This window comes from Bowmanella pacifica (assembly GCF_014645355.1).
Taxonomy (GTDB): Bacteria; Pseudomonadota; Gammaproteobacteria; order Enterobacterales; family Alteromonadaceae; genus Bowmanella; species Bowmanella pacifica.
In genome coordinates this window covers 49,413-73,657 of record NZ_BMLS01000005.1, presented here as the reverse complement: position 1 = coordinate 73,657, position 24,245 = coordinate 49,413, and the positions used below count along the sequence as shown (strand labels likewise).

At 50.2% G+C, this 24,245-nt stretch carries 21 protein-coding genes and 1 pseudogene; 3 read left to right on the top strand and 19 right to left on the bottom strand.

Features of this window, described 5'->3' with window-relative positions; genetic code table 11:
• Positions 1-102: 102 nt before the first annotated feature.
• The 16 genes from dnaE to rpsB form a co-directional block, all read right to left on the bottom strand.
• Entirely contained in the window at positions 103-3,570 is a 3,468-nt protein-coding gene (gene dnaE / locus IEX02_RS14735) for a DNA polymerase III subunit alpha (protein WP_188696800.1), read from the bottom strand.
• Positions 3,563-4,156: a ribonuclease HII gene (gene rnhB / locus IEX02_RS14730; protein WP_188696797.1), complete on the bottom strand. Its 594-nt coding sequence runs from the start codon at positions 4,154-4,156 to the stop codon at positions 3,563-3,565. Before rnhB ends, dnaE begins: the two co-directional genes overlap by 8 nt.
• Positions 4,146-5,297: a lipid-A-disaccharide synthase gene (gene lpxB, locus IEX02_RS14725; protein WP_188696794.1), complete on the bottom strand. Its 1,152-nt coding sequence runs from the start codon at positions 5,295-5,297 to the stop codon at positions 4,146-4,148. The genes rnhB and lpxB overlap by 11 nt, the downstream gene beginning before the upstream one ends.
• Positions 5,298-5,313: 16 nt before the next feature.
• On the bottom strand, positions 5,314-6,084 hold the full coding sequence (lpxA, locus tag IEX02_RS14720) for an acyl-ACP--UDP-N-acetylglucosamine O-acyltransferase (protein ID WP_188696789.1): 771 nt from the start codon (positions 6,082-6,084) through the stop codon (positions 5,314-5,316).
• Between the two features lie 3 nt (positions 6,085-6,087).
• Entirely contained in the window at positions 6,088-6,534 is a 447-nt protein-coding gene (gene fabZ / locus IEX02_RS14715) for a 3-hydroxyacyl-ACP dehydratase FabZ (RefSeq protein ID WP_188696786.1), read from the bottom strand.
• 22 nt (positions 6,535-6,556) lie between these two features.
• Positions 6,557-7,582, bottom strand: coding sequence for a UDP-3-O-(3-hydroxymyristoyl)glucosamine N-acyltransferase (lpxD, locus tag IEX02_RS14710; protein WP_188696781.1), 1,026 nt, complete (start codon positions 7,580-7,582; stop codon positions 6,557-6,559).
• An 11-nt stretch (positions 7,583-7,593) separates the two neighbouring features.
• Positions 7,594-8,112: an OmpH/Skp family outer membrane protein gene (locus IEX02_RS14705; RefSeq protein ID WP_188696778.1), complete on the bottom strand. Its 519-nt coding sequence runs from the start codon at positions 8,110-8,112 to the stop codon at positions 7,594-7,596.
• A 49-nt stretch (positions 8,113-8,161) separates the two neighbouring features.
• Entirely contained in the window at positions 8,162-10,624 is a 2,463-nt protein-coding gene (gene bamA / locus IEX02_RS14700) for an outer membrane protein assembly factor BamA (RefSeq protein WP_188696775.1), read from the bottom strand.
• A 47-nt stretch (positions 10,625-10,671) separates the two neighbouring features.
• The gene (gene rseP / locus IEX02_RS14695; RefSeq protein ID WP_188697353.1) at positions 10,672-12,024 is read right to left on the bottom strand and encodes a sigma E protease regulator RseP; all 1,353 of its coding nucleotides are present in this window, start codon (positions 12,022-12,024) and stop codon (positions 10,672-10,674) included.
• Positions 12,024-13,208, bottom strand: coding sequence for a 1-deoxy-D-xylulose-5-phosphate reductoisomerase (ispC, locus tag IEX02_RS14690; RefSeq protein WP_188696772.1), 1,185 nt, complete (start codon positions 13,206-13,208; stop codon positions 12,024-12,026). The genes rseP and ispC overlap by 1 nt, the downstream gene beginning before the upstream one ends.
• Complete coding sequence (locus IEX02_RS14685) at positions 13,208-14,071, bottom strand: phosphatidate cytidylyltransferase (RefSeq protein WP_188696770.1); 864 nt, start codon at positions 14,069-14,071, stop codon at positions 13,208-13,210. The genes ispC and IEX02_RS14685 overlap by 1 nt, the downstream gene beginning before the upstream one ends.
• A 19-nt stretch (positions 14,072-14,090) precedes the next feature.
• On the bottom strand, positions 14,091-14,816 hold the full coding sequence (gene uppS / locus IEX02_RS14680; protein WP_188696767.1) for a polyprenyl diphosphate synthase: 726 nt from the start codon (positions 14,814-14,816) through the stop codon (positions 14,091-14,093).
• Between the two features lie 34 nt (positions 14,817-14,850).
• Positions 14,851-15,408, bottom strand: coding sequence for a ribosome recycling factor (gene frr / locus IEX02_RS14675; protein WP_188696764.1), 558 nt, complete (start codon positions 15,406-15,408; stop codon positions 14,851-14,853).
• Positions 15,409-15,431: 23 nt separating this feature from the next.
• Positions 15,432-16,172, bottom strand: coding sequence for a UMP kinase (gene pyrH, locus IEX02_RS14670; protein ID WP_188696762.1), 741 nt, complete (start codon positions 16,170-16,172; stop codon positions 15,432-15,434).
• Between the two features lie 187 nt (positions 16,173-16,359).
• On the bottom strand, positions 16,360-17,232 hold the full coding sequence (gene tsf / locus IEX02_RS14665; protein ID WP_188696759.1) for a translation elongation factor Ts: 873 nt from the start codon (positions 17,230-17,232) through the stop codon (positions 16,360-16,362).
• 113 nt (positions 17,233-17,345) lie between these two features.
• Positions 17,346-18,074: a 30S ribosomal protein S2 gene (gene rpsB, locus IEX02_RS14660; protein WP_188696756.1), complete on the bottom strand. Its 729-nt coding sequence runs from the start codon at positions 18,072-18,074 to the stop codon at positions 17,346-17,348.
• A 288-nt stretch (positions 18,075-18,362) separates the two neighbouring features.
• Between rpsB and map the strand changes: the two genes are divergently transcribed.
• From map to dapD, 3 genes are read left to right on the top strand one after another with little or no spacing between them, the layout of a single operon-like run.
• The gene (gene map, locus IEX02_RS14655) at positions 18,363-19,148 is read left to right on the top strand and encodes a type I methionyl aminopeptidase (RefSeq protein WP_188696754.1); all 786 of its coding nucleotides are present in this window, start codon (positions 18,363-18,365) and stop codon (positions 19,146-19,148) included.
• A 14-nt stretch (positions 19,149-19,162) separates the two neighbouring features.
• Positions 19,163-21,811 carry a [protein-PII] uridylyltransferase gene (gene glnD / locus IEX02_RS14650; RefSeq protein WP_188696752.1) on the top strand — a complete coding sequence of 883 codons (2,649 nt, stop codon included), beginning with the start codon at positions 19,163-19,165 and terminating at the stop codon, positions 21,809-21,811.
• Positions 21,799-22,623, top strand: coding sequence for a 2,3,4,5-tetrahydropyridine-2,6-dicarboxylate N-succinyltransferase (gene dapD / locus IEX02_RS14645; RefSeq protein WP_188696751.1), 825 nt, complete (start codon positions 21,799-21,801; stop codon positions 22,621-22,623). Before glnD ends, dapD begins: the two co-directional genes overlap by 13 nt.
• A 91-nt stretch (positions 22,624-22,714) precedes the next feature.
• Here the strand turns inward: dapD and IEX02_RS14640 are convergent, their stop codons facing one another.
• The 3 genes and pseudogenes from IEX02_RS14640 to IEX02_RS20490 all read right to left on the bottom strand — a co-directional run.
• Positions 22,715-23,152, bottom strand: coding sequence for a flavodoxin domain-containing protein (locus IEX02_RS14640; RefSeq protein WP_188696749.1), 438 nt, complete (start codon positions 23,150-23,152; stop codon positions 22,715-22,717).
• Positions 23,153-23,159: 7 nt separating this feature from the next.
• Positions 23,160-23,894: a tRNA pseudouridine(65) synthase TruC gene (gene truC / locus IEX02_RS14635; RefSeq protein WP_229702251.1), complete on the bottom strand. Its 735-nt coding sequence runs from the start codon at positions 23,892-23,894 to the stop codon at positions 23,160-23,162.
• A 21-nt stretch (positions 23,895-23,915) separates the two neighbouring features.
• Positions 23,916-24,218: pseudogene (locus IEX02_RS20490) on the bottom strand (YqcC family protein); the annotation flags it as partial.
• Between the last annotated feature and the right edge of the window lie 27 nt (positions 24,219-24,245).

Here is a 24,245-nt window from a genome sequence, read left to right as displayed (position 1 = left end):
TTTGGCTGCCGGCAATCCCGGACACCCCTAAATTCTATGGATGAAACCGGCCCTTGACCAGCTTCATGGGTATTTTTTGTCTGTTTTCAACTGCTATGTTTATCAGTGAAAGGCCAAACTCACCTGTTCTTCGCCCAGTACAATCTGCAACTCGTGCAATAATTCGTCCTGCGGCACCACATACCACTGCGCGCCCACCGTGAGCGTGGCACTGGCATGAGGATGGGTATAGCACAACTGGATCGGACAGGCGCCGCCCTGATATTGGCTAAGCAATGCTTTCAAGCGTCCTACATTGTCGGCTTGGCACCACTGCTGTTCCACCTGCAGGACGATAGCCCTGGCGTTCTTTTCTCTCGCCTGGACGATATCCAAAACATCGCGGGCAGTCATTGTATTGCCCCCGGAATATTCATCAAAGCTGACCTGTCCGCTGATAAGCAGGATACGGTCCTTCTCCAACACAGTTTCAAATTGTTCAAACATATCTGGGAAAAAACGCACATCCAATCTGGCACTCTTGTCATCCAAGGTAACAATAGCCCAACGACGCCCTTTTTTGTTCACCATGACCCGCATATCAATGACTAACCCCACTGCGGTCACGCTGCCATCACGAGGTGTCGGCTTCACATCCACTAAGCGGGTTTTCGTATAGTATTTGATTTCTTTTTGGTACTGGTTGATGGGGTGTCCCGTCAAATACAAACCCAGGGTTTCCCGCTCGCCTTCCAGCCAGACTTTCTCCGCCCATTTGGGCACATCAGCAAAGGCCTGTTTAACGGCTTCAGGCTCGGTGGTCAGCAGGCCAAACATATCACTTTGACCAAAAGACTCGGCCTTCGCGTGCTGGTCAGCCGCGGCAATCGCCTCCGCCAACGTGGCCATTAATGACGCACGATGGGGGCCCAGATTATCCATGGCACCAGACAAAACCAGTTTTTCCAGTACCCGTTTGTTCACCCGTTTCAAATCAACCCGGGCACAAAAATCAAACAGATCACTAAAAGGCCCCTTGGCTTCACGCGCTTCAATGATCGCCTCGATAGGACCTTCCCCTACCCCTTTGACCGCACCAATACCATACACAATCTGGTTTTCAGGGTTGACGGTGAACTTGTATCTGCCGGTATTCACATCGGGTGGTAACACCGTCAATTCCATACGCTGGCATTCATCCACCAGGGTCACAATCTTGTCAGTGTTGTCCATATCGGCAGACATCACTGCCGCCATAAACTCAGCCGGATGGTGGCGCTTCATCCACAGTGTTTGATAAGACACCAATGCATACGCGGCAGAGTGCGACTTATTGAAGCCATACCCGGCGAATTTCTCCACCAGGTCGAAAATCTTCATCGACAGCTCACCGTCGATGCCGTTATCTTTTGAGCCGTCTTCAAAGGTGGAGCGCTGCTTGGCCATCTCTTCGGGTTTCTTCTTACCCATAGCTCGGCGCAGTAAGTCCGCGCCACCCAGGCTGTACCCGGCCATCACCTGGGCAATCTGCATCACCTGTTCTTGGTACAGAATAATGCCGTAGGTTGGCTCTAAAATCTCCTGCAGGCATTCATGCTGATATTCAGCGTCCGGATAAGAAATCTCCTCTCGACCATGCTTACGGTCAATAAAGTTATCTACCATCCCGGACTGCAGAGGACCAGGCCGAAACAGAGCCACCAGAGCGATAATATCCTCGAAGGTATCGGGTCGAAGACGCTTAATCAGGTCCTTCATCCCACGGGATTCGAGCTGGAAAACCGCTGTGGTCTCAGCATTCTGCAACATTTTATAGCTAGCAGGGTCATCCAGCGGAATGGCGGTAATATCGATATCCAGGCCTTTGGTCTGCTTCACCATATCCAGTGCCCACTGGATAATGGTCAGGGTGCGCAGCCCAAGGAAGTCAAACTTGACCAGGCCCGCGGTCTCCACATCGTTTTTGTCAAACTGGGTAACCGGGTTTTTACCTTCATCGTCACAATAAAGGGCCGCAAAATCAGTAATCTTGGTGGGGGCAATAACCACTCCACCGGCGTGCTTACCGGCGTTACGTGTCACCCCTTCCAACGTGCGCGCCATATCAATGAGATCCCGTACTTCTTCGTCCTGGTCATACAACTCAGGTAAGCGCGGCTCCACTTCAAAGGCTTTAGCCAAGGTCATGCCCGGATCGGGCGGGATTAACTTTGACAACCTATCAACAAAGCCATAGGAATGTCCAAGCACCCGGCCCACATCCCTCACCACCGCTTTAGCGGCCATGGTACCGAAGGTAATGATCTGGGATACCGCATCGCGGCCGTACAATTCGGCCACGTGATCAATCACTTCGTCCCGCCTGTCCATACAGAAATCCACATCGAAGTCAGGCATCGACACCCGTTCCGGGTTGAGGAAACGTTCGAAAAGCAGGTCAAATTCGAGGGGATCCAAATCAGTAATCTTCAGCGCATAGGCCACCAGTGAACCGGCTCCAGAGCCTCGGCCAGGTCCAACGGGAATACCGTTGTCCTTACTCCACTGGATAAACTCCATAACGATCAGGAAGTAACCAGGAAATCCCATCTGGTTAATCACCTGTAGCTCGATAGCTAGACGCTCGTCATATTCGGGACGCTTCTCAGCCCTTAGCTGTGGATCGGGAAATAAAAACGCCAAGCGCTCTTCCAGACCTTCCTCGGACTTTTTCACCAAAAAGTTTTCGATACTTAACTCCCCGGTCGGGAAGTTAGGTAGGAAGTATTCACCTAAGCGCATGGTGACATTACAACGTTTGGCAATCTCTACGGTATTTTCCAGCGCTTCGGGAATATCGGCAAACAGCTCACACATTTCCTCGGCGCTACGTAAATACTGTTGCTCGCTATAACGTTTAGGGCGGCGCCTATCTTCCAAGGTGAATCCATCGTGGATACAGACCCTGACCTCGTGGGCTTCAAAAGCCTCTGGCTCTATAAAACACACTTCGTTGGTGGCCACAACCGGTAGACCATGTGCCTGGGCAATCTCTACGGCACGATGTAAATAATCTTCCTCACCGGCACGACCTGTGCGTATCAATTCCAGATAATAAGCATCGGCAAAATGTTGCTGATAAAACGCCAGCATGGTTTTGATCATTTCCTGATTGCCTTTGCCAAGCGCAATCCCCAGATCGCCTTCTCGGCCTCCGGAAAGAATCAACACCCCCTCGCGATGCTCAACCAGCCAGTCTTTATCAATAACAGGTCTGTCGGGATGAAACCCTCGTTGATAGGCACGAGATATCAACAAGGTGATATTTTTGTATCCCTCATTGTTGCTGGCCAGTAAGGTCAAACGGAACATCTGCTCTTCGAGCTCTTCGCTTTGCACCCAAACGTCAGCACCGATGATAGGTTTGATGCCCTGGGCGTGAGCATCACTGTAGAAACGCACCAGCCCGCAGAAGTTCATCTGGTCCGTGATGGCCACTGCCGGCATCTGCAGTGCCTTGACTTTAGCTAATATGGGCTTGACCTTGTTGAGGCCATCACGCATTGAAAAGTCACTATGTACCCGCAGATGAACAAATTGTGGCTCAGCCATTGAACACTCCTTGGTGGCTTTGAAGTGCGCGCTGGACCGGCTTAAAACTCATGCGGTGTTGTGGGGTTGGACCAAGTTCCGCCAACTTTTCCAAATGCGCAGCGGTTGGGTATCCCTTATGTTTGGCAAAGCCATAGGCCGGATAGGCTTGATCCAGCAGTTGCATTTCACCGTCGCGGGTGACTTTGGCTAAAATAGACGCTGCGGAGATAGCAGCAATCAAACCATCCCCCTTCACTACGGCTTCACTGGAATAGTGCCATTGGGGTGTACGGTTACCATCCACCATAACATGCTGAGGTTGGATAGTGAGTCCTTCTACCGCACGTGTCATGGCCAACATTGTGGCATGTAAGATATTTAATCTATCGATTTCTGCCGGACTGGCTCTGCCAATGCACCAGCAAAGCGCCTTTTCGCGAATCTCATCCACCAGCAGCAAACGCTTTTTCTCAGAAATGGCTTTGGAATCGGCAAGGCCTGCAATAGGTCTGGCAGGATCTAAGATGACGGCGGCGGTAACCACATCACCAACCAAAGGGCCCCGGCCGACTTCATCGACCCCGGCTACTAGTCTATTTTCCATTAGTTTCTATTAAACTCATGATGGCATCGGCAGCGCGCTCGTCGGCATTCAGCCTGAGCTGCTGGTGCAATGCCGAGAACCTAGCCTGCAAATCAGGTGCGCCCTGTTTCAGTAAAGGCAGCAGAATATCAGCCATCCTGTCGGGTTCAACCTCATCCTGCAACAATTCAGGTACTAAGGCTTCTCCAGCTAACAGGTTTGGCAACGAGAAAAAGCGCGCTTTGACCATGCGCTTGGCAATCTGATAAGTCAGCCAATTAAATCGGTACGCCACCAACATCGGCTTTTTGCATAGCATTGCTTCAAGGGTGGCCGTACCTGAAGCCAGTAAAATGGCATTAGCTGCGCTCATCACATCGCGGGACTGACCATCCACGATCTGAATATTAACCCGACTGTCAGTGCCAGCCAGATAAGTTTCAATTTGCTGACGTCGTCTGGCATTCGCGGCAGGCAATAACACTTTCAACTCGGGAAGCACTTGCTGCAACCTGGCCGCGGTATCCACAAAAGGTGCTAGCAATAGCTTTACCTCACCGCCCCGGCTGCCGGGTAACAACGCCAGTACCTTATCATCCGCTGCCAGTCCGAGACGTGCGCGTGCCCCCGCCGTATCGGGCTCCACAGGAATAGTATCGGCCAGTGTATGGCCAACAAAAGTGCATGGCACCTGATGCTTGTCATAGAAGGCCTTCTCAAAGGGCAACAGGCTAAGCACCATATTGGTCGCTTCCGCGACTTTAAACACCCGCTTTTCACGCCAGGCCCAGATAGTTGGGCTGACGTATTGCACGGTTTTAATACCGGCGGTTTTCAGGCGTTTCTCCAGACCAAGATTGAAGTCCGGCGCATCAATGCCGACAAATAAATCGGGCGGGTTAGCAATAAAGTGTTCAGCGACAGACTTGCGAATATGCAATAAACGGCGGATGCGGGATAACACCTCGACCAGGCCCATGACCGACAATTCTTCCATGTCGAACAGCGACTGACAGCCCTGCGCTTGCATGCGCGGACCGGCAATACCTTCAAACACTATATTCGGATAACGCGCTTTGAGCGCTTTGATAAGACCTGCACCAAGAATATCGCCGGAGGCTTCTCCGGCGACTATGCCCACACGCAATGGAGAGGATGACATAAACTACTGTCGAGAATTAACGGACAATACCTCTGGGTGAGTTAGCGACAAAATCTGCCAGCATCTGCACCTCAGGGGTTGTCTTTGCCATTTCATTTAGCTCAATGAGCGCCTGTTCGACCGTGTTGCCGTTGCGATACAACACCTTGTATGCACGACGTATTTGCAGGATAGCTTCTTTGGAGTAACCGCGGCGGCGTAACCCTTCCGAGTTAATACCATGAGGCGTGACATTAACGCCTCCCACCATGACATAAGGCGGGAGATCTTTAACCATAATGGAACCGGCCCCGACAAAACTGTGCGAACCTATATGGCAAAACTGATGCACACCGGACATACCGCCAAGAATGACCCAGTCTCCCACATGTACATGACCTGCTGTGCTGGCATTATTGGCAAAGATGTTGTTGTCACCAATCATGCAATCATGGGCCACATGTACGTAGTTCATAAACAGGTTATTCGAGCCAATACGCGTCAGCCCCTGATCTTGAATCGTGCCTCGGTGTACAGTAACACACTCACGAAAGACGTTGTTGTCACCAATTTCAAGACGGGTATTTTCACCAGCGTACTTTTTGTCCTGGCAATCTTCGCCAATGGAGCTGAACTGATAAAAATGGTTGCCTTTGCCAATCTTGGTCGGGCCTTTAATTAACACATGAGACTCAATGCGAGTATCGTCTCCGATCTCCACATCTGCATGGATTACGCTGTAAGGACCAATCTGGACGTTTTTGCCCAGTTTGGCACTTGGATGAACAATGGCTGTCTGGTGAATCACCGGTTACATCTTCCTCATTGCACACATGAACTCGGCACTACAGGCCTCCACACCATCCACACTGGCCACCCCGGCAAATTTCCAAATGCCGCGCTTTTCCTTAACTAGCTTCACGTCAAAATCCAGTCTGTCTCCTGGCACCACAGGGCGCTTGAAACGCGCATTATCAATACCAGCGTATAAATACAGCTCGTCTGAATTTCCTACCGTTTTAAAGCCCAAAACGCCAGCGGCCTGCGCCATGGCTTCCAGAATCAATACCCCTGGAAAAATCGGCTTACCGGGAAAATGGCCGGTGAAGCAAGGCTCGTTAAAGGTGATATTCTTATAAGCACGAATAGACTCACCCAAGGTATAGTCTGTCACCCGGTCAATCAGTAAAAACGGATAGCGGTGGGGCAACAGCTCCATAATTTCTTCGATATCAATCAAATTCAGTTCGTTAGCCAACTGTTTGTCTCCAATGTGCGGGTCAGTCCCGCTCAGAACACTTCTTTTCTAAAACTTTGACACGTTGACCAAGTTTGTCCAGGTTACGCACGTTTGCGACCGCCTTGCGCCATTCTTTGCTACCTTGCGACGGTAAACCGGATGAATACAATCCAGGCTCGGTAACACCTTTGGTAACCATGCTCATACCAGTAAAGTGCACATTGTCACCAATCTCCACATGTCCGGTAATCGCACTCAATCCACCAATAGTGCAATTGCGTCCGATGCGGGTGCTGCCGCCGATCACACTGCAGCCTGCCATCGCGGTATTCTCACCAATCACCACATTATGGGCTACCTGACATTGATTATCGATAATCACGCCATCATGCAGGATAGTGTCATCCAGTGCGCCCCGATCTACTGTCGTACTGGCACCAATTTCCACCCGGTTGCCAATAATGACCCGGCCCAGCTGAGGTATCTTAACCCAGCGCCCACGGTCATTGGCATAACCAAACCCATCTGCACCGATGACAGCACCGGACTGCAATAGACAATCTTCACCAATCTCAACATCATGATAAAGGGTGACATTCGCCCAGAGTTTGGTACGCGCTCCGATCCGGCTATTACGCCCAATCACACATCCCGCCCCAATCTGTACCTGGTCACCCAATATCACGCCGGCTTCAATTACCGCATTGGCTCCCACCACGACGCCTTCGCCAAGTACGACATCCTCAGCGATAACGGCCTTGGCTGAAATACTATCCGCCGCAGCTGGTGTGCTATCCATCAGTTGGGCTACCAAAGCAAAACCAACGTAAGGATTGTCCAACACCAGAGCAGCACAGGGACAATGGGGCAAATCGTCTTCAGTCAGAATAACGGCCGAAGCTGACGTGTCAGCAAGTTGGCTACGATACTTGCTGTTGGATAAAAAGGAAATCTGACCTTTGCCGGCCCGAGACAGGGTAGATACCGATTGAATCATCAGTTCCCCATCCCCGACCAGCTTGGCGCCTAAATGCTGCGCGAGCTCGCGCAAGCTGACTGGCTTCATGCAATGGCCCGTTACTTAATCTTGCTGACCTGATCGATAACCTGTTGAGACAGGTCGTTCTTATCATCTGCAGTATAGAGCACGGCTTCAGCATTAAGCACAAGATCGTACTTTTCTTTGGCTGCAATGCTGTCGATAGACTGCTTGATCAAACCCAGGATCTTATTGCGCTCTTCCATCTGGCGACGCTGCGCATTCTGCTGCAAGGGTTGCACTTTAGCCTGGTAGTCATCACGCAAGCTAATCAGCTTGGACTCCAGCTCTTTCTTTTCCTTATCACTCATGGTCGCAGCATCGCGTTGCTGCTTTTCCAGATAATATTTGATGTCTTTTTCCAGACGCGCCACTTCTTCGAACTGATCTTTAAATTCAGTACGAATAGATTCTTGGATTTGCGCAGCCTGAGGCAGAGACTGGAACACACCCTGAACATTGACAAACCCCACTTTCTGAGCCGCCATGGCAGCAGCACTCATCATGGAAGTTGCCAAAATTGCAGCAGTCAGTACGCTTTTGTTAAGGGTTTTCAAAATAAGTTCTCCTTTAAATCGTCATTTCTGCGTCCTTAGGACGCTGTTATTAGAATGTTTGGCCTATATTGAACGAGAAGAAGCGGCTTTCATCCCCATCTTCTTCCTTCAGGATCCGAGAGAAACTAAAGATCATCGGACCCATAGGCGACAACCACTGCACCGATACACCAGCAGAGGCCCTGAAGCGACCTGGATCTTCGAAATCTGAAATTTTGGCACGTTGACTATCACGCAAGCCATTATAATCAGACATTCTGAACTCAGTGTCCCACACATTACCGGCATCAACAAACAGGCTGGTACGTACCGAGTTGTTAAACTCTTCATCAACAAAAGGCGTGGGCACAATTAATTCTAGACCCGCCAGCGCCAAGGCATTACCGCCGATGGAACGCTCAGACACAACAATGCTATCCTGATCAGGCCCTAATGGAATCAGGGTGCCATCCGGTGCAGTGATGGTATTCGGCCGGCGGTAAATAGCGCGAGGACCGACGGTATTGCTCTCGAAACCGCGCAAGGAGTCACTACCACCAGCGCGGAAGTTATCCCAGAATGGCAGTATTTGATCGTTGCCATCTATATCGCCATAACCATTCCCATAGCCCAGTTCCAATCTTGCCAGCACTGACCAACGCTGATCGCGCGACAGCGGGAAATAGAAACGGGTATCAAAACTGAGCTTAAAGTAGTCCACATCAGAGAAAGGTGCGGTGACCTTAGCCGTTGCTCGCTGTGATGAACCTGCCGTAGGGAAAATACCCCGGTTTAGCGTAGTACGACTCCAGCCGGCGCTGAATTCATAGCTGTTAAACTCAATACCGGCATCCGGGTTATCGGGATCGGCGAACAGGTCGTAGAAATTACGAATCTGATCGTAAGTTTGTAGCTGAGAAATTTCGTTATACCGGTAAGTAAAACCGAAATTCAATCTATTGTATTCGTTAACCGGGTAACCAAAGTTAGCCCCCACACCCCAGGATTTATTCTTGTACTGCACTAGGTTGGCACTACCGGCATCAAAGTCCGAGTAAAAAATGGTGCCACCCAGACTGATACCATCAATAGTGAAATAGGGGTCAGTGTAGGAAATAGTGGCGCTACGCTGATAGGAAACCGTATTCAGATTAAGCGCCAGGCGTTTACCTGTACCCAGGAAGTTGTCCTGCTGAATACCGGCTTGCAGACTCAGCTTGGTGCGGTCACCGTAACCAATACCGGCATTAAATGAACCCGATGGCTGTTCTTTAACTTTAAAGTCAACATCCACTTTGTCTTCTTCGCCAGGCAACCTGACGGTGTCAAACTGCACATCTTCCACATAGGTCAGACGGGACATATGTCCTTTGGAGGCCTCCAGGGCCACATTAGACAACCAGGCCCCTTCCATTTGCCTAACTTCACGTCGCAGCACTTCATCGGACGTAACTTCGTTACCCGCGAAGTTGACACGGCGCACATAAATGCGCTTGCCCGGGTCAACCGACAAGGTCAGCTTAACGGTTTTATCTTCGTCGTTGATCTCTGGAATAGTGGTGACTGTTGGGAAGGCGTATCCAAAACGCCCCAGATACTTACTGATAAACTCTTCGGTATAAGTGACTTCGGCCAGGTTATACATTTCTCCGCTGCGTAGCGGCAGAATCTGTTTAACGAAATCTTCCTGGCCCAGCAAATCGCCCACCAGTTCAACGTCAGACACCTTGTACTGTTCACCTTCGGTGACGTTCAGGGTGATGTAAATACCCGATTTATCTGGCGTCATGGACACCTGGGTGGAGTCCAGGTTGTATCTTAAATAGCCCCTGTCCATGTAGTAACTACGCAGGGTTTCCATATCGCCGGTCAGTTTTTGCTTCTGATAGCGGGTCTCAGACAAAAAATCCCACCACGGCGTATCAAATTTCAGTTCAATCTGATCCATCAATTCGCCGTCAGAGAACTCTTCGTTACCCACTACGTTAATCTGACGAATTTTGGCCGCATCACCTTCTTCGAAGGTTAATTTTAAATCAACCCGGTTACGCGGCAGCGGCGTGATAATGGCATTTACCTCGGCATTGTACTTACCAATGCTGTAATAAAAGTCTTTCAGACCGTTTTCTATCGAGGTCAGCACCGTCTTATCTAACGGCTCTCCCACCCTGACCTTACTGTCATCCAAACTTTGCTGTAACTGTTCGTCCTTAATATCTTTGTTATCTTCAAAAGTGATATTACTGATGGTTGGACGCTCTTTCACCTGAACAACTAAGGTGCCACCATCTCTCAGGACTTTAATACTTTCAAAGTGCGTGGAGGAGTAAAGAGAACGGATCAGTTGAGAAACACGAAAGCTATTCAGGCGATCGCCCACTTTCACCGGCAAATAGGTCAGCGCAGCACCCAGCGCCACCCGCTGTAGTCCTTCAACCTTAATATCCTCAACGATAAACTCGCTGTCATTGTTAGCGGAAGCTTGTGATGCGGTGGCCAGCATTAAGGCTGCAATTAGAGGTTTTAACTTCATTTACTATTATTCTTCCAAACTTCTGGGTTTCGCTATACGCCTTCAGCCTACAAGCGAGCTATATCATTGACGATGGCTATCGTCATCAGCAGTAGCAACAATGCGCCACCGATGCGAAACCCTATTTCCTGAACCGATTCCGGTACCGGCCGACCCGTTAAAAGCTCAATAAAATAATAGAGTAGGTGTCCGCCATCAAGTACCGGTAACGGCAAAAGGTTAATGATTCCAAGATTCACGCTAATTAAGGCGAGAAAACTCAAAAAATACACCAGGCCATAACCTGCACTGGCTCCTGCCCCCTGGGCAATAGAAATCGGGCCACTGAGGTTTTTTACCGACACATCCCCACTGATCAACTTGCCGATCATTTCCACACTTAGCACCATCCAGCGCCATGTTTTATCCGCACCTTCCACCAGCGCACCAACAGGGCCGTACTGATGGGTAAAGCGATAAGACTCTGGCCACTCGTCCATGCTGGGAACCACACCGAGGTAGCCTTGCAGGCCATTTGGCCCTTCCCGCTGCCCCAGTTTGACATCAAGGCGCGTTAAATAACCATCACGCTCCAATGCAAAAGGCAAAACTTGATTGGGATGTGCACCAATCAAGTCCACTATTTGTTCCCAATTTTGCACGGGAGTTCCCTGTATCTGGACAATTTTGTCGCCGACCTTTAATCCCGCGGCCTTGGCCGGTGAGTCATCAGCCACTTGTGCAATTTCGGTGGTAATAGCCGGACGGTATGGTACCAGCCCCAGGCTGATAAGTGCAGAATCTTTGTCTGGGTCAAATTGCCACTGTCGAAGATCAAAGTGCACACTCACCTTTTGGCCGGAATCTGGCCAGATGGCATCGAGCGCCATTTCGTCTTTACCAATATGCGACACGAGTTCAAGATTAACTGCTTCCCAATCCAGGGTTTCTCGTCCACCTACATGGGTAATCTGCATACCAGGCTGCACGAAAGCGCGGGCAGCAATAGACTGCGCTGGCACGTCGCCCACCACAGGTTTAACGGTCTCCACCCCCAACATGTACATAAACATCAGGGCGATAATGGCAAACAAAAAGTTAGTTATCGGGCCGGCCGCAATGATGGCAATACGCTTATAAACAGATTGACGGTTAAAAGCACGGGGCAAATCTGCGTCTGATACAGGCTCTACCCGTTCATCCAGCATTTTTACATAGCCGCCCAGAGGAATACCGGCCAAGACAAACTCTGTACCATGACGGTCTATACGGCGCCACAACGGCTTGCCAAACCCAACCGAAAAGCGCTGAACTTTAACACCGCACCAACGGGCAACAATAAAATGCCCCCATTCATGCACGGCCACCAGCACCCCAAGGGCAATAACAAAAAACACCAGGTTATTGAGGAACGACAAAATCATCCCTGCCACCTAGCCACTAGCGAGGTGGCCAATTCACGGGCCCGGCGGTCTACGTTTAATACAGTGTCAATATTGTTCAATTCTAACGCGTCAATAGATTGCAATACGTGTTCGTTCACACCGGCGATTTGCGTAAAGCGAATCTTGCCCAGTAAAAACGCCTCGACGGCTATTTCATTGGCGGCATTCAGACTGGTAGTGGCATATTGCCCAGCCTGACAAGCGTCAATGGCCAACTTTAGGTTAGGATAACGCGTATAGTCGGGATACTGAAAGGAGAAATCCGCTAAGGCAGCAAAATCCAAGGGCGCCACCCCGGCCTCAATGCGCTTTGGATACGCCAAAGCATGGGCAATCGGGGTCCGCATATCCGGGTTGCCCATTTGCGCCAGTACCGACCCATCCTGATATTGCACCATAGAATGAATCACACTTTGCGGATGGATAACCACTTGAATTTGCTCTGTAGTTAAACCGAACAGCCAGCAGGCTTCGATAAACTCCAGCCCTTTATTCATCATAGTGGCAGAGTCGACGGAAATCTTACGTCCCATGCTCCAATTTGGATGCTTACAAGCCTGCTGCGGCGTCACACCGTCCAACTCATGCATTGCCTTGTGCAAAAACGGCCCACCCGATCCTGTCAGCAAAATCTTACTGATTCCAGATGTAGCCGGCGCACCGTAGCTGTAGTCATGGGGCAAGCATTGAAAAATAGCGTTATGCTCGCTATCGATGGGCAGTAAAGTTGCTTGATGCTCACGCACGGCCTGCATAAACAGTCGGCCAGACATCACTAATGCCTCTTTATTCGCCAGCAACACCCTTTTACCGGCCTTGACCGCGGCTAAGGTTGGCAACAGCCCTGCTGCACCGACAATGGCCGCCATCACCACATCAATCTCGGCATGGGCGCTGACATATTCCAGGGCTTCTTCACCGGCCAAAACTTCACAACTAACACCGGCATCAGCTACCAGCTGAGCCAGAACAGGGTAATCCTGCTTGTCAGCAGCAACCAGAAAGCGCGGGGTATGCAGCTTCGCCTGTTCAACCAACAAGGTTAAATTGCGATGGCCAGTTAACGCCACGACATCAAAGCGCTCAGGATGGCGTGCCACCACATCCAGGGTACTTTGCCCAATAGAACCGGTGGCGCCAAGAATACAAAGTCTCTGCATCAGGTCATCCACAGCACATAGCACAGTGCAAAGACAGGGAATGCAGCGGTCAGACTGTCAATTCGATCTAAAATACCACCATGCCCGGGCAACAAAGTACCGCTGTCCTTGCAGCCAACGCAGCGCTTGAACATGCTTTCATTTAAATCGCCCAGGGCAGAAACACCCACCGTCAGTCCACCAATCAGGATATGGGTCCAAATCATGCTGGCATTGACCTGATAATGCAGGGCGGCAAAACCAATAATCGCAGAGGACGCTGCAATACCACCCAGTAAGCCTTCGAGAGTTTTGCCGGGAGACACATTAGGACGCAGCTTGTGCCGTCCAAACTTAACACCGACAAAAAATGCACCGATGTCGGCCGCCCAGACAATGCCCAAAACATAGAAGATCAGGGAAGCGCCATAAAAGGGGTCGATATCATAAAGTTTGGTGCGTAGGGTAACGATGGCCACCCAGGTTGGAATCAAGGTTAGCAGGCCGAATAAGCCCCGGATAGGTACGCTGTTACGCCACATACTGGTGTAGCGCGGATACGCCAGAATCATCAGCAGCGCCACCGCCCACCACAGAGCAGCCACACTTAAGATGCCAAGATAAATCGGAGTTAACTGACCTTGAACCCAGATTTCCTCAGTAGGAATATACCAGGTTAGCGCTACACAAATTGCCATCACCAATAAGGTGTACAGGCCTTTGGCTTTGCGACTGGCAAGACTCATTAAATTGGCCCATTCCCAAGCCCCTAATCCAACAATTAAGCCAATACAAAGCTCAAAGCCGGTTAAGGGCAGGAACAGGATGGCGCCAAGCGCCAGGGGGGCCAACACCAAAGCGGTGATTATACGTTGTTTTAGCAAAGGGTTGATCCTCAGAACGTCATGCCTCTATCTGTTCACCGGTTTTACCGAAGCGCCGCTGGCGCGCGGAAAAATCGGCCACAGCCAGCTCGAATTCCTCTTCATTGAAATCCGGCCACAGGGCTGACGTAAAGTAGAGTTCAGCGTAAGCCAACTGCCAGAGCAGAAAATTACTCACCCTACTCTCGCCACCGGTTCGGATCAACAAATCCAAATCGGCAAAACCTGCCAGAGAGGTATGGGCATCGAAGCTGGCTTCGTCAATTTGGGCGCTGGTAAGTTCTCCAGCTTTGACTTTGTCTGCCAGTTGCCTGGCGGCCTGAACGATGTCCCAACGACCGCCGTAGTTAGCGGCGATGTTTAACACCAAAGAGCGATTTTCGGCGGTCAGGGCTTCGGCTTCGCGGATGCGCTCGACCAATTTAGCGTCAAAGCGGCTGAGGTCGCCAACGACCTTCAACCTGACATCATTTTTATGCAGGCGTTTGACTTCGCTCTTCAATACGAATTTGAATAGCTCCATCAATACGCCGACTTCGTCGGCTGGACGATTCCAGTTTTCACTGGAAAAAGCAAACAGGGTCAGTACTTCAATCCCTTTCTTACGCGAATAGGCCACTGCATTGCGCACCGATTCGACCCCGGCCTTATGGCCAAAGGTACGAATCTTGCCACGTTGCTTAGCCCAACGCCCGTTACCGTCCATAATAATGGCTACGTGCCTTGGAATGCTTTGTGAAGACATGTTGGAAATTGCTCCGATAGCGATCTGAAATCGATCAGATTTCCATCAGTTCTTTTTCTTTTTCCACCAGCAGTTGATCGATCTGCTTGATGAAATCGTCTGTCAGCTTCTGCACATCATCTTCCGCGCGACGGCCGTCATCCTCACTGATTTCTTTTTCTTTCACCAAGTCTTTGATACCAGCGTTAGCATCACGACGCACGTTACGAATACCCACACGGCCTTGTTCTGCTTCACCACGTACCACTTTGATCAGGTCCTTACGGCGCTCTTCGGTCAATGGCGGCAGAGGAATACGAATTACGGTACCTGTACTCATGGGGTTTAAGCCCAGATCAGATTGCATAATGGCTTTTTCGACGGCCTGGGTAGCGGCTTTATCAAACACAGTTAATGACAAAGTACGCGCGTCCTCGGCAACCACGTTGGCAATTTGGCGCAGCGGCGTATCGGAACCATAGTAAGACACCACAATGCTATCCAGCAGACTCGGATGCGCACGACCTGTGCGAATCTTGCTGAATTGGCTTTTTAATGCATTGATGGACTTGCTCATACGCTCTTTGGCGTCATTTTTAATTTCATTAATCATGCTTTCAATCCTGTCTGCAGTGCTTAGTTAATTTTATCCAAGTGGTCAATCAAGGTCCCTTCATCCTCACCCATTACCACGGCCTTAAGGCAACCTGCTTTGTTCATGTTGAATACACGAATCGGCAGATTATGATCGCGAGCCAGGGTAAAGGCGGCCAGATCCATCACCTTGAGTTCTTTCTCAAGCACTTCCTGATAACTTAGTTGCTCATACATAACGGCGTTGGGATTCTTTGCCGGATCCGAGTCATACACGCCATCCACTTTAGTGCCTTTAAGTACTGCATCAGCTTCGATTTCAATACCGCGTAAACAGGCTGCGGAGTCGGTTGTAAAGAAAGGATTGCCGGTACCGGCGGCAAAAATCACCACCCGACCAGATTTCAGCAGGCTGATGGCTTCCGCCCAATTGTAAGCGTCACACACGCCATTCAATGGAATGGCAGACATCAGTCGCGCGTTTACAAAGGCACGGTGCAAGGCATCACGCATCGCCAGACCGTTCATCACGGTTGCCAACATACCCATATGGTCTCCGACCACACGATTCATCCCGGCTTTGGCTAAGCCTTCACCGCGAAATAAGTTGCCGCCACCGATAACCAGCCCGACTTGAACACCTAGCTCCACCAGTTCCTTTATTTCTTGGGCCATACGATCCAATACCTTGGGATCGATACCAAAACCCTCTTCGCCCATCAGGGCTTCACCACTGAGTTTCAATAATATGCGTCGATAGGCGGATTTTGGATTGATGCTCATTGAAAAGATGCTTCCTGTATATTCTGGTTGACCTGCGCTTTACCCGAATGTGAACGGACATAGCAGTAAAGTCTTTGGGGTATATGGTAAATTTTCCTGGAAAATCCGCCACATAGTAAAAGGCACCCCAATTGAGGTGCCCGTAGTTTATATGACATTGCCTTAAGGCAAAAGTCACAGACTCTATTTATTTCTTGGCGGCTGCCATCTGAGCCTGTACTTCTGCGGCGAAGTCTTCGGTCTTCTTCTCGATACCTTCACCCACTTCGAAACGCACGAAGTTAACTGCATCGGCATTCGCCGCTTTCAGCAGCTGACCAACAGTTTGTGAAGGATCTTTAACGAAAGGCTGACCAGTCAGGCTGATTTCGCCAGTGAATTTGCTCATACGGCCGGCAACCATCTTCTCAGCGATGTCAGCAGGCTTACCGCTTTGCATAGCGATATCAATTTGAATCGCCTTTTCTTTCTCTACCACTTCGGCAGGTACTTGCTCAGGCTTAACAAATTGTGGGTTGCTGGCGGCAACGTGCATGGCAACGTCTTTAGCCAGGTCGCTCTCACCACCTTGCAGGATAGCCAGAACACCAATACGACCACCGTGTACGTAAGCACCCAGGTTGTCACCTTCAATGGTCACTACGCGACGAACAGCGATGTTTTCACCGATTTTAGCAACCAGGGTATCACGCACGTCAGAAACTTTAGCGCCGTCAATTTCTAAACCATTCAGCACTTCTACGTCGTTTACTTTATTGGCCAGAGCCAGAGCAACAACTTTAGCACCGAAAGCCAGGAAGCTTTCGTCACGGGCAACGAAGTCAGTTTCACAGTTCAGTTCAACCATTACTGCAACATTGCCTTCAACGGCAGTCAGGATCACACCTTCAGCGGCAATACGGCCAGCTTTCTTGGCGGCTTTAGCCTGACCAGATTTGCGCATATTCTCAATCGCCAGTTCGATATCACCAGCGGTTTCTTCCAGCGCTTTTTTACAATCCAGCATACCGGCACCGGTACGCTCACGAAGTTCTTTTACTAGGGCTGCAGTCACTGCCATTTTGTTTTCCTCAGTAGATTTGTTCGTATGGAACACAAGGGCTTAACGCCCTTGTGCTATGACATCCTCCAGACAGACCAGTTTTCCAGCCTGCCGTGACAAAGGGATGACGATTATTCAGCTTCTACGAAGTCGTCGCTTTCAGCCTGAGTTTCCAGGTTCTGTTCGCGACCCTGGTTAACAGCAGCAGCAGCAGCATTCAGGTACAACTGAACGGCACGGATAGCGTCGTCGTTACCTGGGATGATGTAGTCTACGCCGTCTGGATCAGAGTTGGTATCTACTACAGATACAACTGGGATACCCAGGTTTCTGGCTTCAGTGATGGCAATGTGCTCATGGTCGGCATCGACCACAAACAGAACATCAGGCAGACCGCCCATGTCCTTGATACCACCCAGGCTAGATTCCAGCTTGGCCATTTCGCGAGTCAGCATCAGCGCTTCTTTCTTGGTCAGCTTCTCGAACGTACCGTCCTGAGCTTGCTGTTCCAGATCTTTCAGACGCTTGATGGACTGACGAACGGTTTTCCAGTTGGTCAGCATACCGCCCAACCAGCGCTTGTTCACATAGAACTGGTCACAGCTCTGTGCTGCTTCTTTAACAGCTTCAGATGCCGCGCGCTTGGTACCAACAAACAAGATCTTACCTTTACGGGCAGAAACGCCAGACAGGAAGTTCAATGCGTTGTTGAACAAAGGAACGGTTTTTTCCAGGTTGATGATATGAACCTTGTTACGTGCACCGAAGATGAAAGGTTTCATTTTCGGGTTCCAGTAACGGGTCTGGTGACCGAAGTGCACGCCGGCTTGCAGCATGTCACGCATAGATACGTTTGCCATTAGATTTTTCCTCAAATGGGGTTAGGCCTCCATGCATCCCAGTCTTCGATCCTTAAGGGTAAACCCCGCCAGACACCCCGAAAACCGTGTCGATGCATGTGTGTTATTTAGTTTTACACCCGCCGCCTTTTAGTAAGGCGGACAAAATGCGCGCGCTTTATACCATAAAGCAGCTATAACTTACAACCACGGGTTATTTTATCCGCGCCAATCGCACCTATACAGTAAGGTGCCTAGCCGCTAGAATGCGGCCTGTTGTTTTATTACTGATATGACGTTGGAATCCTTTTGACAGCCATAATCAAAACCCCTGAAGAAATCGCCAAAATGAGAATCGCCGGCCAACTGGCTGCGGAAGTTCTGGAGATGATTGGCCCTTATGTAAAGAAGGGTGTTACCACAGATGAGCTCAATGCCATCTGCCACGACTATATTGTCAATCAGCAGCAGGCCGTCCCGGCCCCCTTGGACTACCATGGTTTTCCCAAGTCCATCTGTACCTCGGTGAACCATGTTATCTGTCATGGCATCCCATCCGATAAAGTGCTGAAAGACGGCGATATCATCAATATTGATGTGACCGTCATCAAAGATGGTTATCACGGTGATACATCCAAAATGTTTGTTGTGGGTCAACCGTCTATTTTGGCTGAGCGCTTAATTCGCGTGACACAAGAATGTATGTACCAAGGTATCGAGCTAGTACGCCCGGGAGTGCATTTAGGCGATATCGGCCATGTTATTCAGGTGCATGCCGAGCAACACGGTTACTCGGTGGTACGCGAATACTGCGGTCACGGCATCGGGGCTGACTTCCATGAAGAACCTCAGGTTCTGCATTATGGGCGCCCGGGTACGGGTGAAGTCCTGCAGGAAGGCATGTGTCTGACCATTGAACCTATGATCAATGCTGGTAAGCGTCAGTCTAAGCTGCTGAAAGATGGTTGGACAGTAGTGACCAAAGACCGCAGCCTGAGCGCCCAGTGGGAACATACGATTTTGGTGACAGCCAACGGCTGTGAAATTTTGACGCTGCGTAGCGACGATACCCTGGCTCGCATCATCAATCACTAAACAAGGGGCGAGTCTTGGCGCTGCAAAACCTGCTAGGTGATATTAAACAGCTGAACAACGTGGAAGACGTTGCGGCGTTTAAAGCCTGTGTTGAGGCAAGTTACCGCTGGCTACACAGCGAGTCCTCGCAGGTGGACGTTGATCACCTTGTTACAGGTCGAGCCGTGTTTGTTGATGCGTTGCTTCGCCAAGCCTGGCAACTGCTAGAACTGGATCAATACCAGGATGTGTCGCTGGTCGCCGTCGGCGGCTACGGTAGAGGTCAGTTACAGCCCTATTCAGATGTAGATCTACTGCTGCTCAGCGTCAAAGCGCCCAATGACCAGATAAAAGAAAAGCTGGGCAGTTTTATCACCCTGCTATGGGATATTGGCCTGGATGTAGGTCAGGCGGTACGCACCGTCAAAGAAACGATCAAGCTGGCAAACCAGGATATCACCATTGCCACCAACCTGATTGAAGCCAGGCTGTTATGCGGCAGCCTGAGCACCTTTGAACAGTTGCAGACCAAGGTTCAAAGCAGAGAATTTTGGAGCAGCCAGGATTTTTTCCTGGCTAAATATGAAGAACAGATTCAACGTCATGCCAAGTTTAATGGCACCTCCTACAACCTGGAACCCAATGTTAAGGAAAACCCAGGTTGCTTACGCGACATCCAAAGCATTGGCTGGGTTGCCAAGAAGCATTTCAAAGTGCTTAAAGGTCGCGAGTTAGTAGAACATGGCTATTTTACCGCCCGAGAATTCGAAGAGCTTATTGAGTGCCGAAACCACTTATGGCGTATCCGATTTAGTCTGCACCTCGTAGCCGGACGCAGTGAAAACCGGCTGCTGTTTGACTATCAACCGCAAGTGGCCAAACGCCTGGGTTATGGGGATGAAGGAAAAGCATCGGTCGAAACCATGATGAAGGCGTTCTTTCGCACGGTTCGACGTATTAGCGAACTGAACGAAATGCTGTTACAGCATTTTCGCCAAGACATACTGGCCCTCAAAGTTCGCGATTACCAGCTTATCAATCACGACTTTGCCCTCGCCGATGGACTGTTGCAAGCTCGTCATGAAAACGTATTTGATAGCCCCGAGAGACTGTTAAGTTTCTTACTTTTGGTGGCGGATACACCTCAGACCCAGGGACTGCACTCGGCCACACTGCGTTTGTTACGAAATGCCAGACGACGTTTTCGCGAACACTATTTTTGCGAGCATGAAGATTGCCGGCAGCGCTTCATGCAATTGCTTCGCCATCCCAACTTTTTTGGTTTGGCCTGGGATTTAGCCCATAAGCACGGCATCATGCAGGCTTACCTGCCTGAGTGGAATCAGATCGTGGGCATGATGCAATTTGATCTTTTCCACGCTTATACCGTGGATGAACACACACATAGGCTGATAAAGCACATATATAGCTACTCGCAACCCGAAGGCGCCAAGAGCTTCCCCCGTTGTCACCGTATAATGCAGAACCTGGATAAACCAGAGTTACTTTATATTGCCGCGCTTTTCCATGATATAGGTAAGGGCCGTGGAGGTGACCACTCCAAGCTGGGGGCAGCCGACTTACAGGCCTTTTGTCAGCAACATGAATTATCGGTGAAAGACACCGAACTGGCCGTTTGGTTAGTTGAACAACATCTATTGATGTCGGTTACCGCACAGCGCCGAGACATCTACGATCCAGAAGTGATCCGCGACTTTGCCGGAAAAGTTCGTAATAAGGCTTACCTAAATCACCTGTACGCGCTCACCCTGGCGGATATTCGCGCCACCAACGATAACCTTTGGAACGATTGGAAGTCAGCCTTATTACGTGAACTCTATCAGATGACCCGCAAAGCGCTGGAGAACGGTCTGGAGTGCCAAATTGACCTGCAGTCGTTGGTTAATGAACATAAGCAGGAAGCCCTCACCCTACTGCGAGAGCAAGGCCATGATCTTGAACAGGTCACCGGGCTATGGCACCGCCTGGACTGGGATTATTTTGTCCGCTTTAAGGCCAGCCAGTTAGTTTGGCACACCAGCGTGATCCTGGGCCATGAAGAGCTCGACGAGCAGCAGATCTTGGTGGAACTGTCAGATGATACCTCCAAAGCGGGAACCGAATTGATGCTGTACGGGCGCGATCGCGCCAGTTTATTTGCTCAGGTAGCCTCGGTATTGGATAGCCGCAATTGTTCCATTCATGATGCTCAGATAATGGGCACTCAGGATGGTTATGTACTGGATAGCTTTATAATTCTTGAACAGGACGGTGGCCGCATTGATTCCGCTTCCCGTCGCCAGAGTCTGAAAAACGCCATACTGACCCAACTGGCCAAGCCTGGTCATCAGCATATAAACAACCGCAAGATGCCAAGGCGTATGAAACAATTAAGCGTCCCCACAAAAATGCGCTTTTTTACCAACCAGGCCAATATGACACTGTTGGAACTGGAAGCCCTTGACGCGCCGGGGCTATTGGCTAAAGTCAGCCAGCAATTTGTCGCCTTTGGCCTGTCGTTACATATGGCTAAGATCACCACCATTGGTGAACGTGCCGAAGACCTTTTTATCCTGACTAACGCACAAGGATTGGCTCTCAGTCAGGAAGAACAGCTTTCTCTTAAAAAACAACTGATCGCAACATTAGATCAACAAAACCACGGTGAAACATGTCAGAACTGAAATCCATTATTGAACAAGCTTTTGAACAACGTAACGAATTGAATGCCGCCACCGCCGACGCGAGCATTCACGACGCGGTTGCGCAGGCCATGGCCCTGCTGAACAGCGGCAAAGCCAGAGTGGCAGAGAAAATTGCTGGCGAATGGGTGGTTCATCAGTGGTTGAAAAAAGCGGTGCTGCTGTATTTCCGCTTGCATGACAATCAGGTGATGGACGGCGCGGAAAGCCGCTTCTTCGACAAGGTTCCGCTTAAATATGCCGACTACAGCGCGGAGCAATTTGCTGCCGAAGGCGTTCGTGTCGTTCCCCCCGCCACTGTGCGTACCGGTAGCTACATAGGTAAAAACGTGGTCTTGATGCCCTCTTATGTCAACATCGGCGCTTATGTCGACGAAGGCACTATGGTAGATACCTGGGCAACCGTTGGCTCTTGCGCGCAAATTGGCAAAAATGTGCATCTGTCAGGTGGCGTTGGTATTGGTGGCGTACTGGAACCACTGCAAGCCAATCCAACTATCATCGAAGACAACTGCTTTATTGGTGCCCGCTCAGAGATCGTGGAAGGCGTAGTGGTTGAGGAAGGTGCGGTTATCTCTATGGGCGTATTTATCGGCCAGAGCACCCGTATATATGATCGTGAAACCGGTGAAGTTCACTATGGCCGCGTTCCAGCCGGCTCTGTGGTCGTGCCTGGCAACCTGCCTTCTGCTGATGGCAAATACAGCCTGTATGCCGCGATCATTGTTAAGAAAGTAGACGCTAAAACACGCGCCAAGGTAGGCATCAATGCATTGTTGCGCGGCGCTGAGTAATATCAGCCTCCGGTTCTAAGAAAGGCGGGGTATCCCGCCTTTTCTCTGATTGCGCACCATGGATTGTGACAGGCTAACATCCTACTTCCTATCAGCCAAAGACCTGCTTTAACCATGGCAGCACCTCTTCCTGCGGCTCCAAAGTCTCACAGGCATCCACTTTAAACAGCGGCGCAAGCGCCTCTCCTCGCAATTCTTCCATTAAGGAAAAAATTTTCCGACCCGCACCGCAGTAGGTGTCGCCATAGCTACTGTCACCCAGCCCCACCACAGCAAAACCTTTTCCATTCAGCAGCGGGAAACGGGACTCCAACTCTAAAATAAAACCTTCCAGATTTGGCGGAATATCCCCTTGCCCGGTTGTAGAGCTGATAAACAATAATTGCTCGGCTTGCTGAAAGTCCGCGATGCTGGGTTGCTCAAAGACCTCGGCTTTGTGCCCTGCTTCAACAAGCTGCTGTTTTGCATCGTCTGCCAATTGCTGGGCGTTACCGTACACACTGCCATAAAAAATACTGATATCTGCCATAATTCCTCTACTGCGCTTCTGCTTGATAGCTTTGCCACTGTGCTAATAGTGCATCGAAGCGGGGCTCGGTCTCAACCCCTATGCTAAGTGGTTTGCCTGTCACAGGATGAGTCAGGTTAATCTGGGTGGCACATAAACCCAAGCCTTTGAAGTTAAATTGATCCCGCATCAGGGCATTGTGTTTGCCATCACCGTGATTCACATCACCGATAATAGGATGGCGAATATGTGCCATATGGCGGCGAATCTGATGCTTGCGACCGGTCTTAGGATACAACTCAAGTATCGAATAGCGGGCGGTCTGATAGGGCCTGACCGGATAAGGCAACTCAAATTTAGCCAAGGTCTTGTAGGCAGTAATAGCGCTTTGTGCAGGCTTATCTGAGCGAGCTTTTTTATCGGCGATTTTATCCAGCTTTTCCTTTAGTGGGTAGTCAATCAGCCCCTCATCCGGGGTAAAGCCCCGTACTATGGCCCGATAAGTTTTCGTCACTTGCCCCAGGGTAAACTGCTCTGTCAGACTACGAGCCACATCCTGGCTAAGGGCAAACAACAATACCCCGGAAGTAGGTTTATCCAAGCGGTGAACCGTGAAAACCTGTTGTCCTAACTGATCGCGAACCGCTTGCATAGCAAAGCGAGTTTCATATTTATCGATAAGACTGCGATGCACCAGCAAGCCGGCAGGTTTATGCACCGCCACAAGGTGTTCATCCTGATAAAGCACAGGCAATACTGGCAAAGGGGCATACAGATCATCAAATGCCAGCAATACCTCAAACAGCGGGGTTAAGTCTGCCCGCATCGGCCAGCTCTGCTGCGCCATGGGCGTCAAACTCATGGTTTGTGGTAAAGGCGCTTCCTGCGCGATAAGCGTGGTCATCTTGGGTAAGAAAACAAACTGCAACCACTGTTCAAATGCCAGGGTATCCACACCAAATGGTGCCTGACTTGCCAGGGCTTGCGCAGAAGGAGGTTCGGCTTGCCACATATGGGTTTGTTGCAAGGCAGTAATGAGTTTGCCAAGCAATTTGTTGCTTAACTTGCGTTTTACAAAGTCTGACATGCTATTTCTATCGGGTTATACTTGCGG

Coding starts and splice junctions, on each gene's coding strand:
- dnaE (WP_188696800.1), bottom strand. CDS start 3,570: ATGGCTGAGCCACAATTTGTTCATCTGCGGGTACATAGTGACTTTTCA.
- rnhB (WP_188696797.1), bottom strand. CDS start 4,156: ATGGAAAATAGACTAGTAGCCGGGGTCGATGAAGTCGGCCGGGGCCCT.
- lpxB (WP_188696794.1), bottom strand. CDS start 5,297: ATGTCATCCTCTCCATTGCGTGTGGGCATAGTCGCCGGAGAAGCCTCC.
- lpxD (WP_188696781.1), bottom strand. CDS start 7,582: ATGAAGCCAGTCAGCTTGCGCGAGCTCGCGCAGCATTTAGGCGCCAAG.
- bamA (WP_188696775.1), bottom strand. CDS start 10,624: ATGAAGTTAAAACCTCTAATTGCAGCCTTAATGCTGGCCACCGCATCA.
- ispC (WP_188696772.1), bottom strand. CDS start 13,208: ATGCAGAGACTTTGTATTCTTGGCGCCACCGGTTCTATTGGGCAAAGT.
- uppS (WP_188696767.1), bottom strand. CDS start 14,816: ATGTCTTCACAAAGCATTCCAAGGCACGTAGCCATTATTATGGACGGT.
- frr (WP_188696764.1), bottom strand. CDS start 15,408: ATGATTAATGAAATTAAAAATGACGCCAAAGAGCGTATGAGCAAGTCC.
- pyrH (WP_188696762.1), bottom strand. CDS start 16,172: ATGAGCATCAATCCAAAATCCGCCTATCGACGCATATTATTGAAACTC.
- tsf (WP_188696759.1), bottom strand. CDS start 17,232: ATGGCAGTGACTGCAGCCCTAGTAAAAGAACTTCGTGAGCGTACCGGT.
- rpsB (WP_188696756.1), bottom strand. CDS start 18,074: ATGGCAAACGTATCTATGCGTGACATGCTGCAAGCCGGCGTGCACTTC.
- dapD (WP_188696751.1), top strand. CDS start 21,799: ATGTCAGAACTGAAATCCATTATTGAACAAGCTTTTGAACAACGTAAC.
- IEX02_RS14640 (WP_188696749.1), bottom strand. CDS start 23,152: ATGGCAGATATCAGTATTTTTTATGGCAGTGTGTACGGTAACGCCCAG.